10 protein-coding genes are annotated in these 13,853 nt (G+C 43.8%); 8 read left to right on the plus strand and 2 right to left on the minus strand.

The features are described from left to right. Positions 1–110: 110 nt before the first annotated feature. The gene (aroF, locus tag WBA23_RS02440; RefSeq protein WP_424580654.1) at positions 111–1,109 is read right to left on the minus strand and encodes a 3-deoxy-7-phosphoheptulonate synthase; all 999 of its coding nucleotides are present in this window, start codon (positions 1,107–1,109) and stop codon (positions 111–113) included. A gap of 107 nt (positions 1,110–1,216) precedes the next feature. On the opposite strand from aroF, the gene WBA23_RS02445 reads away from it, so the two are divergent. From WBA23_RS02445 to metF, 8 genes are all read left to right on the plus strand, one after another. Continuing rightward, positions 1,217–2,353: a hydroxymethylglutaryl-CoA reductase gene (locus tag WBA23_RS02445; protein ID WP_424580655.1), complete on the plus strand. Its 1,137-nt coding sequence runs from the start codon at positions 1,217–1,219 to the stop codon at positions 2,351–2,353. 65 nt (positions 2,354–2,418) lie between these two features. Beyond that, complete coding sequence (locus WBA23_RS02450) at positions 2,419–3,021, plus strand: tRNA-(ms[2]io[6]A)-hydroxylase (RefSeq protein WP_424580656.1); 603 nt, start codon at positions 2,419–2,421, stop codon at positions 3,019–3,021. Between the two features lie 127 nt (positions 3,022–3,148). Beyond that, positions 3,149–5,044, plus strand: coding sequence for a toxin-antitoxin system YwqK family antitoxin (locus WBA23_RS02455; RefSeq protein WP_424580657.1), 1,896 nt, complete (start codon positions 3,149–3,151; stop codon positions 5,042–5,044). A 142-nt stretch (positions 5,045–5,186) separates the two neighbouring features. After that, entirely contained in the window at positions 5,187–5,561 is a 375-nt protein-coding gene (locus tag WBA23_RS02460) for a CoA-binding protein (RefSeq protein WP_424580658.1), read from the plus strand. A gap of 146 nt (positions 5,562–5,707) precedes the next feature. Further along, entirely contained in the window at positions 5,708–8,986 is a 3,279-nt protein-coding gene (gene gyrB / locus WBA23_RS02465; protein WP_424580659.1) for a DNA topoisomerase (ATP-hydrolyzing) subunit B, read from the plus strand. 240 nt (positions 8,987–9,226) lie between these two features. Further along, positions 9,227–11,341, plus strand: coding sequence for a polyphosphate kinase 1 (ppk1, locus tag WBA23_RS02470; RefSeq protein ID WP_424580660.1), 2,115 nt, complete (start codon positions 9,227–9,229; stop codon positions 11,339–11,341). Between the two features lie 222 nt (positions 11,342–11,563). Continuing rightward, on the plus strand, positions 11,564–12,124 hold the full coding sequence (locus tag WBA23_RS02475) for a hypothetical protein (protein ID WP_424580661.1): 561 nt from the start codon (positions 11,564–11,566) through the stop codon (positions 12,122–12,124). 142 nt (positions 12,125–12,266) lie between these two features. Continuing rightward, positions 12,267–13,217 carry a methylenetetrahydrofolate reductase [NAD(P)H] gene (gene metF, locus WBA23_RS02480; protein WP_424580662.1) on the plus strand — a complete coding sequence of 317 codons (951 nt, stop codon included), beginning with the start codon at positions 12,267–12,269 and terminating at the stop codon, positions 13,215–13,217. A 25-nt stretch (positions 13,218–13,242) separates the two neighbouring features. On the opposite strand, the gene WBA23_RS02485 is transcribed toward metF, so the two are convergent. Further along, positions 13,243–13,853: hypothetical protein (locus tag WBA23_RS02485; protein ID WP_424580663.1), on the minus strand; the 611-nt coding region annotated here is incomplete at its 5' end.

Genomic DNA, 13,853 nt, shown 5'->3' on the forward strand with positions numbered 1-13,853 from the left:
TTTGGTAGAGCCAGAGAAAGCTCATCCTAAGAGTAAAAGAATGCTACCAGTTCAGCAAAAGTAAAATGAAGGTAGACCCTGGTAACAAATAATATATGCGCTTATCAGTTTTAAACCACCTTCCTCCCCACTGCCTCAGCCACCGCCTGCACGCTTCGGTACAAGTCCCGGAACTCGTTTAGGTTGAGCTGTTGAGCGGCGTCGGATTTGGCTACCTGGGGGTTGGGGTGGGATTCAATGAGTAGTCCGTCTACTCCCATTGCCACGCAAGCGCGGGTGAGGTCCGGTACTCCGTAGGAGTAGCCCATGGCGTGACTAGTATCGAGGATTACTGGTAGATTGGTATGCTCTTTCAGGTAAGATACTCCGCAGAGATCGAGGGTAAAGCGGGTCTTCGTTTCAAACGTGCGGATGCCCCGTTCGCAGAGCATTACTTGTTCGTTGCCACCCGATAGCACAAACTCAGCAGCTTGAACAAATTCTTGTAAGGTCGCCCCAAAGTGACGCTTCAACAGCACTGGTTTCTGAGCTTTGCCACAAGTACGCAGGATACCTTGGTCGTACATGGCTTTCGCTCCGACCTGCACAATATCCGCGTACTCAATTACTGCCTCTACGTGGGTAGCATCGCGTACTTCGGTGATGATATTGAAACCGTACTCTTCCCGAATTTGTGCCAGCATCTTCAAACCTTCTAAACCTAACCCTTGAAAGGAATAAGGTGAAGTGCGGGGTTTAAAGCAACCCGCCCGTAAGGTAGTTATGCCAAGCTCTTTCAACATATCGGCGCAAGTAACAATCTGCTCCCTAGACTCAATAGAACAGGGTCCGGTAATCATTAACGTATGGTTCGTATTACCACCTACCGTTACCTGATTGACGGTAACCTCACGAGTTTGCGGTTGATAGGTGCGGCTAGCTAATTGAATGTCTGAAGCCATTACAAAGTGGTCTTCAGCGTATTCCTGCAAAAAATCCGGAACCTCTTTAGTGCTTGAAGAAGTAACAAGCACCGCTTGTTTATCTCGAGTAAATAGCTGAGCATGAGCTTGTTCAGCTAATTTAGTAGCTTGCTGAAAGCTAACCGTTTCTTTTAGGTGGATAATCATAAGGTAAAGACTTTTAAAACAAAGTCGCAAGATAGGGATATCAGTAAACAATCTGTGTAGCAACTGAGTATTTACTAAGATTAACCTTCCCTCGAACTGAAAACCACATGGATCAAGGAATAGAACCCCCTCCTACCTCGCTACAAGAGCCATCGAGTGATGATGAAGAGAAATCTTATTTCACATTACTGAATGAACATTTAAACCAACAAACTTTTCGGGGTCATATTGAAAATTTCGCCGGTTTGTGTATGCTTCCGGTAGGCATTGCTGGCCCTTTACATATTCAGGGCGACGAGGCAAAAGGAAGCTTTCGTATTCCGATGGCCACTACTGAGGGAGCTTTAGTAGCTTCTTATAATCGGGGATTACGAGCCGGTAGGCAGGGCAGTGGTTTCTGGGCCAAGGTGGTAGAAGAAATAGTGCAGCGCTGCCCGCTTCTCAAATTTACTACCGCTCAACAAGCTTTTTCATTCGTTCAGTGGATTGATAGTCAGCACGATACAATAAAATTGGTGGCTGAAAGTGCTAGTCGCTACGCAGTGCTAAAGAATATTCGAACTATTCTGGAGGGTAACGAAATAATATTGTGTTTAGAATACAGCACTGGCGATGCTAGTGGGCAGAATATGGTTACGCTATGCAGCCAAAAAGTCTGTGATTTTATTCGCGACTACGCCCCTGTTTCTCCTCAAGAAATCTATATTGAAGGAAATGCTTCCGGAGATAAAAAAGCAGGAATCCGTTCACTGGGTCGCACCCGAGGTAAGCGAGTGATTGCCGAAGTTACCATTACTGCATCAGCGATGAGCACTGTACTGAAAACTACCCCACAACGGTTAGTAGATTTTTGGTTAAGTTCTACTATGTCACAAATTAAAGCTGGTAGCGCAGGCAATCAAGCCCATGTTGCCAATGGCCTGGCAGCAATGTTTTTAGCCACTGGTCAAGATGTGGCCTGTATCGCCGAAGCCACCGTGGGATTTAACCGAGCCGAAGTCACCCCGCAAGGCGATCTTTACGCTTCGTTAACGTTACCTAACCTGATTATTGGTAGCGTGGGTGGTGGTACCGGATTGCCTACCCAACGGGAATGTCTGGAAATAATGGATTGCTTCGGAGCCGGGAAAGCTAACAAACTAGCGGAAATAATGACCGCTGTAGCTCTAGCAGGCGAGCTTTCCATTGGAGCGGCTATTGCTGAAGGGCATTTTACCCAAGCCCACCAAAAGCTAGGAAGGTAAACATTGGTCCTTTGTCACTGGTATTTTGTTTATTATCACTTGTCATCGCACATTGCTAATTGCTTATGATTGCCGAAAAAGATACTATTCTTAAGCTAAAACTACCGACTGACCCGCGTTGGGTAGCGATGGCTGACGATAATCTGGAAGAGATTCTGGTAGACCACGCTTATTGTGAGCAAAAAGCAGCCTCTTCCTGCATCTCGCTTATTGTACAGTTCTCTAATCGGCCCGAGCTAGTAGATGTTCTCTCCCCAATTGTAGCCGAAGAATGGGAGCACTTCCAACGGGTGGTAGAGCAAATCCGGAAGCGAGGCTTCACACTGGGCCGAACCCGAACCGATGAATACGTAGTGAAGCTTGCCAAACATGAGCGCAAGGGTGGGCCAATTGAGCGACAACTCATGGATAAGCTACTCATCAATGCCATGATTGAGGCGCGTAGTTGCGAACGTTTCAAGATTCTCTGGAAAAACCTGGCCGATGAGGAGCTTAAAGCGTTTTACTATAATTTAATGGCTTCCGAAGCCGGACACTACGTAACGTTTATCAAACTGGCTAAAGAGTATATGCCTGAAGATGTGGTGAAATCCCGTTGGCAGGAGTTTCTGGAGATTGAGGCCAATATTATTCAGAACCTGGAAGTGCGCCCCGGCCGAATGCACTAATGTAGGTTTCGGAGGGCTTTTTCTAGGTACCTTACCAATTTTTTCTACATTTTTAGCGTTTCAATAAACAACTCGACACATTTCTATTCTGAAATTTCTATCGTTCGTGTTTGTGGCTTATCTAAGTATGATAAAGCAAAAGTTTTTTATCAATAGTATCGGATTAGTGGTCATCCTGAATTTGATAGCCATAAAAGAAAGCTACGCTCAAGATACAGTCACCCTGTACTATGATAAGGCCGAGCAAATTCCTAAAGAAACATTTCAAGTAGATAAGAATGCGCCTTCGGTGCTGGATGGTGATTATACTGAGTACTTCTACGATGGCTCCGTGAAGACTAGCGGAGCTTACCAACAGAACCAACCCAAAGGCTACTGGGAATACTTTTATGAGAATGGTCAGCCCAAAATGCGAGGTGAATTGAATAATGGTCAGAACCAAGGAGAGTGGGAGTACTTCTACGAAAATGGAAAGTTGGAGATGACCGGAGTGGTAAACGGAACGCAGCGAGAAGGTCCCTGGAAATTCTACTACGAAAATGGCCCTCTTAAGCGAGAAGGTACGTTTGCGGAAGGACAAAAAGTAGGGCAGTGGAAAGATTACTACGAAGACGGCTCAGTAAAAATAGAAGCTACTTACCAGAAGGATACTACCCAATATCGAGAGTTTTATACCTCAGGAGACCGCAAACTAGAGGGCACTGAAGTCAATGATCAGCGGCAAGGTCAATGGAAACACTACTACGAAAATGGCAAAATCCAGGCGGAGGGTCATTATCAGTACGGAAAAAGACAAGGTTCGTGGAAGTTTTACTATCCCAACGGCCAAGTCTCATCGATCGGTGATTTTATTGAAGGGTCTTCGGTAGGCAAATGGACGTACTACTACGAAAACGGAAACGTCAGTGCTGAAGGTGCCGAGCGCGAAGGGGTGCGAGAGGGTTACTGGAAACTCTACCACAGTAACGGCGACTTTAAAGGAGAGGCTATATTTAACCATGGCGAGGGGGTGTACCGCGAGTTTTATCCCGACGGTTCACGCAAAGTAGAGGGAACGTTAATAAACGGCGTACGTCAAGGAAAATGGAAGTATTTTTATGAGGATAATATTTTAGAGGGCGAAGCGGTCTTCACTAACGGAGAAGGTCAATACGTAGGTTACTACCGCGATGGTACTAAAAAAATGAAAGGTTCAGTAAAAGGTGGCGAACGGGTGGGTATTTGGGAGCTCTACCAACCGGATGGTCAGTTAGTGGGCTACTACCAGAGCGTGTACGAAAATAATGAACCCGCGTTTCAGGCGTTAAATGGTTCTGCTAAAAATAACCCGGAAGATACTACCGCGGTAGCCGTTCGCAATCCTGATTACCTATTTCGTAAAAAGAAAAATCTCCGCTATTTCACTCCCAAAATTAATGAAATGCACTATTTTATTCTAGGTGTTAATCCGGTGGCGTTATTGGTTCATCGTCTTCCAATCAGCTTAGAATATCATTTGCAAGAAAGGCTAGGCTACGAGCTGGAAGCTGGAGTATTCCGCGACCCATTCTTTTCCTTGGATGAAAATGTCGATCATAATGTACCCTATCGCCGGGGGTTTTTTATTAATCTGAAGCAAAAGTTTTATCATAGCGACACCCGCTCCGGCATGTTTTACTTTGGTCACCAGCTTGGATTGGATTATCTATATCATTACGCCAACGCCGCTGAGTTAGATGTAGAAGGACAGCCTATCAACAGTCCACAAACGACCTTGCTAGCTAAAGAACAATCCTTTTCCTACTCTTTATTATTAGGGACCCGATTAATGAAAGACCCGGACTTAATTCAGCCTCGTTCTCCTAAAGATAAATCTGGTCGGGGCTTAACCTTTGATCTATACGTAGGGCTAGGAGTTGCTTACCGATTCATGAACCCACAGTATTCACCTCAACCACTGTACGACGGTATTATGGATCAAATAGATCAGTCGAGCTTCTTTGTCCCATTTTATGTAGGAACTACCGTTGGATACGTGTTTTAAAATTTGAGAAGACCGAAGACCAAAAAAGGTAGAGAGAAATTATAAGTAACAAGTGCCAATCAGCAATTTAGCAGTAGCCACTTAACCATATAACAATCGAACCATTTAGCGGTCAGCAATTGAACAATCAAACTACTTATAAATGTCTAATAGAAAGAAAACAGCTATCATAGGAGCAACCCCCAATCCGGCACGTTATGCCTATTTAGCGGCACACATGCTCACCGAATACGGACACCCCATTGTTCCGTTAAGTATTAAGCAAGGTTCCGTAGCCGATGTAGAGCTTATTGATCTGCGAAAAAAGCCTCCGTTAGACGATGTGGATACTGTTACGTTATACCTAAGCCCCCAACGTCAGGCAGAGTGGTACGACTATTTATTGAGCCTTCAGCCCCAAAGGATAATTTTTAACCCTGGCACTGAAAATTCTGAGCTTAAGCAGCTATGCCTAGAGCATAATATCCAGCCGATAAATGCTTGTACATTAGTGATGTTACGATCCGGAACTTACTAGTTAGATATATTCGTTTTCATACTGAAAATCAGTCTTTTACATAAGATGCAACTTTCTAGTTAAGCATCGCAAATTTTAACGAAATACGGTCGATAGAAAAACCGTATATTTATCGTATTTTTGAGCTTTTATACCTAATAATAAACATGAGCGAAGCAAAAGATACTAACTCCCTAGCCAACATAGGAGCAGGAGATTACTCTGCCAATAATATTCAGGTTTTAGAAGGTCTGGAGGCAGTACGTAAACGACCCGCCATGTATATCGGCGATGTGAATACTAAGGGATTACACCACATGGTGTATGAAGTTGTTGATAACTCTATTGACGAAGCACTGGCGGGCTATTGCGATAATATAGATGTAGTCATCCACCCGGATAACTCTATTACTGTCACTGACAATGGACGGGGAATTCCTACGGGCATTCACGCCAAAGAGAACCGCTCGGCTCTAGAAGTGGTAATGACCGTGCTGCACGCCGGTGGAAAGTTCGATAAAAATACTTACAAAGTATCCGGTGGATTGCACGGCGTCGGGGTTTCCTGCGTAAATGCGCTCTCTCAAGAATTAACCGCCACAGTGCACCGTGAAGGTAAAGTCTACGAGCAGAAGTACTCCCGAGGGGTGCCTCTCTTTGATGTGAAGGTAGTAGGCGAAACTGACCGAACGGGTACTACTGTACACTTTGTGCCCGACAGCGAGATTTTCAATGTTCGCGAGTATAAGTACGAAACTATCGCCACCCGCCTTCGCGAGTTGGCGTTTCTAAATGCTGGTATAAAAATTAGTCTCACTGATCTGCGCGACAAGGACGAGGATGGTGAACCAGAAAAAGATAATTTTTACTACGAGGGTGGTCTGTTAGAATTTGTCGCCTACCTAGATAAAAGCCGCGATAATCTTATTCCTGACCCCATTTACTTAGATAGTGAACGTAACGGAGTACCGGTACAAGTAGCACTCACCTATAATACCTCCTTCACTGAAAATGTTGTTTCTTACGTCAATAACATCAATACTATTGAAGGAGGTACCCATGTATCGGGTTTCCGACGCGCATTAACCCGTACGCTAAAAAGCTACGCCGATAAGTCAGGGTTGCTAGATAAAGTGAAAGTAGATATTAGTGGCGATGACTTTCGGGAAGGTCTAACGGCGGTAATTTCGGTGAAAGTGGCTGAACCTCAGTTTGAAGGGCAAACCAAAACCAAATTAGGCAACTCCGATGTAATGGGTGCGGTGGAATCTTGCGTGGGAGACGCACTGTCTACATTCCTCGAGGAACATCCGAAGGAGTCTAAAATCATCATCAATAAAGTAGTGCTGGCGGCTCAGGCTCGTCACGCTGCCCGTAAAGCTCGGGAGATGGTACAGCGCAAGAATGTGCTTACCGGCACTGGCCTACCCGGCAAATTAGCCGACTGCTCAGATAGCAACCCCAAAAACTGCGAATTATACCTAGTGGAAGGGGATTCGGCCGGGGGCTGCTTCGTCGGAGAAACTAAAGTAGCACTGGCGGATGGGCGTAGTCTTTCGTTTCTAGAACTTATTGAAGAAGCAGAACAAGGAAAGCAGAACTATTGCTACACGCTGCTACCGGATGGTTCGGTTGGTATAGAGAAAATCCTATACCCTAGAATGACTAAGAAAAGCACGCAATTAGTTAAGGTTACTTTAGACAATGGCGAGGAAATAAAATGTACTCCTAATCATAAATTCATGTTACGCAACGGGGAGTATAGAGAAGCCCAGGCACTAAGGAAGAATGATTCTTTGATGCCGCTAAACCGCAAGCTTTCTGAAATAAAAAACAGAATCACCATTGAAGGCTATGAGATGGTGCTGAATCCCGCTACCCACAAGTGGGTATTTACGCATATGCTATCGGATAGATATAATTTGAAAATAGGAATCTACGAGGAAAAAGATGGCGAGGCACGGCATCATGTAGACTTTAACAAACGAAATAATAATCCTACCAACCTGATTCGTCTTAGCAAAGAAGATCATCTAAAAATTCATCAAGACCATTTACAGCATACGCTACATCGCGAAGATGTAAAGGAGAAATGCCGAAAAACTAAGCGAACGGCTGAGTTCCGCGAGAAGATGAGTAAGAGAATGAAAGAACCGGCAACTCGTGAGATACTATCACAACAAGCGAAGAAACAATGGGAAGATGACGCTTATAAAGCGTACATGGTTGAGAAATTTTTGAATTTCTACACCAAAAATGAAGAGTATAGACTAGAGAACAATCAGCGATTGCTCAATAATCAAAAAGAATACTGGTCCAAGAAGGAAAACCGAGCAAAGCAGTCGGATCAAATGAGAGAGTACTTCATGCAAAATCCTGAAAAAAGGAAGGTGTATTCTATAATCGCCACTGAGCAGTGGCAAAACGAAGATTTGCTAGCATGGCGAAAGCAAAAAACATCAGAACAGTGGACCGAAGACTTCCGCGCAAAGAGAAAAGAGGCTTACGATAAAACTTACTTCGAGCATACTATGCGTCTGATGAGAGAAGTTTGGGATAGATACGGAAGCATCGAGAACTTTGATAAAATTAAGAGAGAAGAGTACCCTAAGCGAAGAAATGTACTTAAGATAGATAACTTCGCTAAGCGGTATTTCAGCGGAAATACCGAACAGGTAACGGATGCTGTTAGCCATTACAATCACAAGGTGCACTCAGTGGAATTCTTGACTGAGACACAAGATGTGTTCGATATAGAGGTTCCTGATACGCATAATTTTGCTTTGTCCTCAGGAGTATTTGTGCATAATAGTGCCAAACAAGGACGGGAGCGAATGTATCAAGCCATTCTGCCACTGCGCGGAAAAATACTGAACGTAGAGAAGGCCCAGGAGCATAAAATCTACGACAACGAAGAAATCAAGAATATGATTACCGCGATGGGCGTTTCCTTTGGTACTGAGGAGGACGACAAAGCGTTAAACATGACTAAACTTCGTTACCATAAAATTATTATCATGACCGATGCTGATGTGGACGGAAGCCACATTCGCACGCTGATTCTTACTTTCTTTTTCCGCTACATGCGTGCGCTTATTGAAAGCGGTTATCTATACATTGCGCTCCCTCCCCTTTATTTAGTAAGAAAAGGGAAAGAAGAACGATACATTTGGTCGGAAGCAGAACGGGAGGCAGCTGTAAAAGAACTGGCGGGCGACGGAAAAGTAGAATCCGTATCGGTGCAGCGTTACAAAGGGCTAGGGGAAATGAACCCCGAACAATTGTGGGAAACGACGATGAATCCTGAAACGCGCAGCCTAAAACTCGTTACTATTGATTCAGCCGCCGAAGCTGATCATCTATTCTCAATGCTAATGGGTGATGAGGTAGCCCCTCGCCGAGAATTTATCGAGAAAAATGCTAAATACGCCAATCTGGATATTTAGAATAGCAACGATTATACTTCTGGATGAAAGCTATTTGCCACCGTGGCAGATAGCTTTTTTATTTTTGATGTGAGTATTTTTGCAAACCGTAGGTTCAGCTAGTAAGTTAGTACTACCAACTGTAAGTAGAACCAACGTTATTATTTTTAGAGCTAAACCACATCAATATAGTCACTGTAGAACATTGATGAGTAAGCACTTATTCTCTGTCAATTATTCATTTTCAATCAGCAAAAATATATGTTAGTGAAAGACCGCGTTTCCTCTTCCATTGCCACCAGCGATTTTATCAGCCGCGACCTAAGCTGGATGAAATTCAACTATCGTGTATTAGATCAAGCAAAAAAGCCGTCCCGAAAAATCTTTGAGAAACTGAAATTTCTTGCTATCACCTCGTCTAATCTTGACGAATTTTTTATGATTCGGATTGGCAGTCTCTATAACTATATTGACTACGGCAAAGAGCGGGTTGACTATTCCGGCCTGCGCGAAAAGCCCTTTCGCAAGAAGCTACTTCAGGAAACTCAGCAATTTTTTCAGGAGCAGAACCGCTGCTACACCGAAGACTTACTACCCCAGTTTGGAAAGAATCATTTCAGTATAGTAAAAGATTTAACTCAGCTATCGGAAAAGCAGCGTAAACTATTGGAGGAGTACTTTAACCTGACAATTTACCCCATGCTTACCCCAATGACCTACGATAGCTATCATGCGTTTCCAACGCTAATGAATAGGCTACTCGTATTTGGGGTAGTAACCCGTGAGCCTGAAGATAAGAAAGATAACAAGAAACTATCTTTTGTACAGATTCCTCAAAACCTGCCTCGCTTTTACGAATTTGATGAGGAAGATCACGTTACTTTCGTACCCATTGAGGAAATGGTTCGCGCGTACATTCATCGTCTGTTTCGCAATATTAATATTCAGTCGGTCAACCTATTTCGGATTACGCGTAATGGTGACTTTACGCTGGATGAAAGTGATGATCTGGAATCTTCTTTTGTAGAGGAAGTTCGGCGGAAACTAAAGACTCGTAAAACCGGGCGAGTAGTGCGGATTGAAGCTGAAAGTGGGTATAGTAGCTGGATGATGCGTAAGCTCATCAATCGCTGGAACATTGATAAAGACAACCTGTTTGAGGTAGATCCAAACGGGCTATTGGATTTTACTTCCCTGTGGCAGATTGTAAAACATCACGATTTTCGGAACCGAATACCTAAAACTCCGCCTCCGGTTCCTCCCGTCACATACCCTGAGATGGGTAACGAAAATATCTTTGAGGTACTGAAGCACCGCGATATTCTACTGCATCACCCCTATAACGATATTGAACCTCTACTGGATTTGATCGAAAAATCAGCCGAAGATCCCGACGTACTGGCTATTAAACTGACGATCTATCGCTTAGCCTCAGAATCGCGAATTACCGCAGCCCTGTTGAAAGCTGCCGAAAATGGAAAGCATGTATCGGTACTGTTTGAGTTGAAAGCCCGCTTTGATGAGGAGAACAATATGCGGGAAGCTCAACGACTACAAAAGGCGGGTTGCTTCGTTATCTATGGGGTGAGTAGTATTAAAACTCACACTAAGCTGCTACTGGTTGTGCGAAAAGATGGTAAGAAGGTTACGCGCTATGTACATATGTCGAGTGGTAATTATAATGAGCAAACGGCTAAGCTGTACACCGATTTAGGACTGCTTAGTACTAACGAGGTGTACGCCCACGATGTATCGGAGTTTTTCAATGTAATTACAGGACACTCATCCCCTACCGACTACCAGTACCTCATTACCGCCCCGCGTGATATGAGAGAGCAATTAATTTTGCTAATTCGACACGAAGCTGAGAACGCAAAAAAAGGGTTATCCTCGGGAATTGCTATCAAAATTAACTCACTGGAAGATCGCGAAGTAATTAGCGAATTGTATACTGCTTCTCAGATGGGTGTGCCCATTCAGCTAATTGTACGAGGAATTTGCTGCCTTCGCCCCGGCCGACCAGAGTTGAGCGAGAATATTACCGTACGCTCTATTGTAGGAGACTTTCTGGAACACTCTCGGATTTATTATTTCCATAATAATGATGAACCTAAAATATATAGCGGTAGTGCCGATGTGATGGTTCGTAGCTTTGATCGCCGACTAGAGTCCCTATTTTTAGCGGCTGACTTAACCGTAAAGAAACAAGCCATGAATATTCTTTCGTATAACTTACGCGACAATATGAACACGTATTTGATGCAAGAAGATGGTAGTTACCAATTAATAGACCGGGGGGAAAGTAGCCCATTTGATATTCACAAAGAATTTTTTAGGGTAACGCTTGATGAGCTTAAAAAAGTAAAGCTATTTTAATTCTTAATCAGCTATACCAGTCTAGGGGAGCGTTGGCATAATCAAATATAAAAGGTGATGTATCCTCCTCCCCTTCAACAGCTATGTTTTCGTCCATTATGCAAGCAAACAAAAGAGTATCTATTCTTTCATAGTTTGGTTGGATTCTTATTATTAATTGTATTAATTTAAATACTAGTTGTCCTTCACTACAGAATACCACATTTCTTAACTAGTTCTCTTATGAAACTTATCCCATTTTTAGTGATCCTATCAGTGAGTAGCGTTGCCTTTGCGCAGGAAGTAAGTGATGTGCCTGATATCCCCGCCGATCGGCGAGCGAAGTCTATCTTTTTAGAATTAGGCGGTAGTGGTCTTGTCTACAGCCTCAATTACGATACGCGATTTGCAGCCGGTCGAAACGATGGGTTTGGCGTACGCGCTGGAATTAGTGCTTTAGGAATCAGTGGAAGGAACAATACTACAGGCGAAGGTGTAAACGCCACTATTGTTACGTTGCCCCTTATGCTAAACTATATAATTGGGCAGCGACGAAGCAGTCTCGAGCTAGGAGCAGGTATAACAATGATCTACCTGGATGCTGACGGCAATGTCGATGTCGATGGTGCTGCCGAAAATTTCGCAGTAGAAGGTTTTGGTCCTGCCGCTGCTCTGAATGTAGGCTATCGGGCTCAACCCATCTTAAATGGACCCATATTCCGGTTTACCTGGTCTCCAATCATTAGTGGTGAGACGGCTAGTTTAGCCTGGCTTGGTATCTCTATTGGCTACGCATTCAAATAGCTGATAACTAACGCGGTGCTTTGGTGCATTATCGGAGTGCGATAATGTTATAATTATGAACGCTAAACTCAGGACATAAAACTTTTAAGCCCTAGTACTTTAACACCTCGCACCATAACACTATTCCCGCTATATTTGTCGCATGAAAGTGACCGAACATATTGCTAAAGCCACCGATACACTATTTACTATCGAAATCCTTCCTCCCAAAAAAGGAGAAGATATTCATACCCTATTCAGCCACATTGATACATTAATGGATTTTAATCCGGCTTTTATTGATGTAACCTACCACCGGGAAGAGTATGTCTACCAGGAAATGGGTAACGGTATGTTGAAGAAGCGTGTTACTCGAAAGCGACCCGGCACCGTCGGTATCTGTGCGGCTATTCAGAATCGCTACAATGTAGATACCGTGCCCCACGTCATCTGCGGCGGATTTTCGCAAGAAGACACCGAAAACATGCTGATTGACCTGGATTTTCTGGGTATTCAAAACGTGCTGGTGCTGCGGGGCGACCCCATCAAGAGCGAGTCCGGATTTGTACCTCACCCCGAAGGTCACTGCTACGCTAACGAGTTGATTGGGCAAATTGCGGGTATGAACCAGGGCAACTATCTGTACGAAGAAGCTTCGGCTACTCCCACCAACTTTTGTATTGGGGCGGCGGGCTACCCCGAAAAGCACTTTGAGTCGCCTAACCTGGGCACTGACTTGCAGTACTTAAAGCAGAAAATAGCCGCAGGTGCTGAGTTCATTGTTACCCAAATGTTCTTTGACAATCAGGTATATTTTAATTTTGTGAAACTATGCCGCAATAACGGAATCGATGTACCAATTATCCCCGGACTAAAACCATTAGCGACAGTTAACCACCTTACTGCGCTGCCCAAATATTTCTTTTTAGATATTCCCGAAGCCCTACGGAAAGAAGTATCCAAATGTAAGGATAATAAACAAGCCCGCGAAGTAGGTATTGAATGGTGCATCCAGCAGTGCCTCGAACTCAAGGAGGCGGGTGTTCCTTGTTTGCACTTTTATACCATGAGTAAGTCCGAGATGGTACGCCGAGTGGCCGAACAAGTGTTTTAAAGAAGCCACTCCGTTCCCTATTAATTTAGTTAATTATTCTTATTGGTCTACTTTGTGTCTGATATACTTCTCCGGTTGATAATTTTACATCTACTCTAACGTGGTATTCCTCGTTCAGATCAGGTGCTTTCTTTAGGGCCAACCCTAGTTGATCATATTTAATTAGAGCAGTATCCAGTGCTAAGTATTCGTTCAGATCAGTAGATTCATCAAAAAACTGGACTTCCAACAAATCATTAATCGTATCGCCCGCCCGATGTTGTTCATCAAAATCATTCAGCGTAATAACCGTTAAATCGTCCAGCCTTTCGTCTTGAGAACCAAAATAACCGTCTTCAATGCAAGAGCAGGCGAAAGCTGAGTTTATTAAAGAAAACGATTGTTTGGGCGTAGCTGCTAAATCGTCGCCGTAGTATTCCACTTGGTAATCAACGGATAGATATCTATAATCTGCAAAGCGAACAGACTCTTCCTCTTCTATTAACCGTATACACCGACTACAATCTTCTCTTGTCTGGTAGTTCACTAGCTCTACGCCCTGAATGTCAAAATAATCACCTTGAAAGGGCGGGCAGCCACAATCATCCGGATTGCAAAACTGAAATGTAAACCCTACTACCAAAAAAATGGTGAGGG

This window comes from Tunicatimonas sp. (assembly GCF_049647865.1).
GTDB lineage: Bacteria > Bacteroidota > Bacteroidia > Cytophagales > Cyclobacteriaceae > Tunicatimonas.

Coding starts and splice junctions, on each gene's coding strand:
- WBA23_RS02455 (WP_424580657.1), top strand. CDS start 3,149: ATGATAAAGCAAAAGTTTTTTATCAATAGTATCGGATTAGTGGTCATC.
- gyrB (WP_424580659.1), top strand. CDS start 5,708: ATGAGCGAAGCAAAAGATACTAACTCCCTAGCCAACATAGGAGCAGGA.
- metF (WP_424580662.1), top strand. CDS start 12,267: ATGAAAGTGACCGAACATATTGCTAAAGCCACCGATACACTATTTACT.
- WBA23_RS02460 (WP_424580658.1), top strand. CDS start 5,187: ATGTCTAATAGAAAGAAAACAGCTATCATAGGAGCAACCCCCAATCCG.
- WBA23_RS02475 (WP_424580661.1), top strand. CDS start 11,564: ATGAAACTTATCCCATTTTTAGTGATCCTATCAGTGAGTAGCGTTGCC.
- WBA23_RS02445 (WP_424580655.1), top strand. CDS start 1,217: ATGGATCAAGGAATAGAACCCCCTCCTACCTCGCTACAAGAGCCATCG.
- aroF (WP_424580654.1), bottom strand. CDS start 1,109: ATGATTATCCACCTAAAAGAAACGGTTAGCTTTCAGCAAGCTACTAAA.
- ppk1 (WP_424580660.1), top strand. CDS start 9,227: ATGTTAGTGAAAGACCGCGTTTCCTCTTCCATTGCCACCAGCGATTTT.
- WBA23_RS02450 (WP_424580656.1), top strand. CDS start 2,419: ATGATTGCCGAAAAAGATACTATTCTTAAGCTAAAACTACCGACTGAC.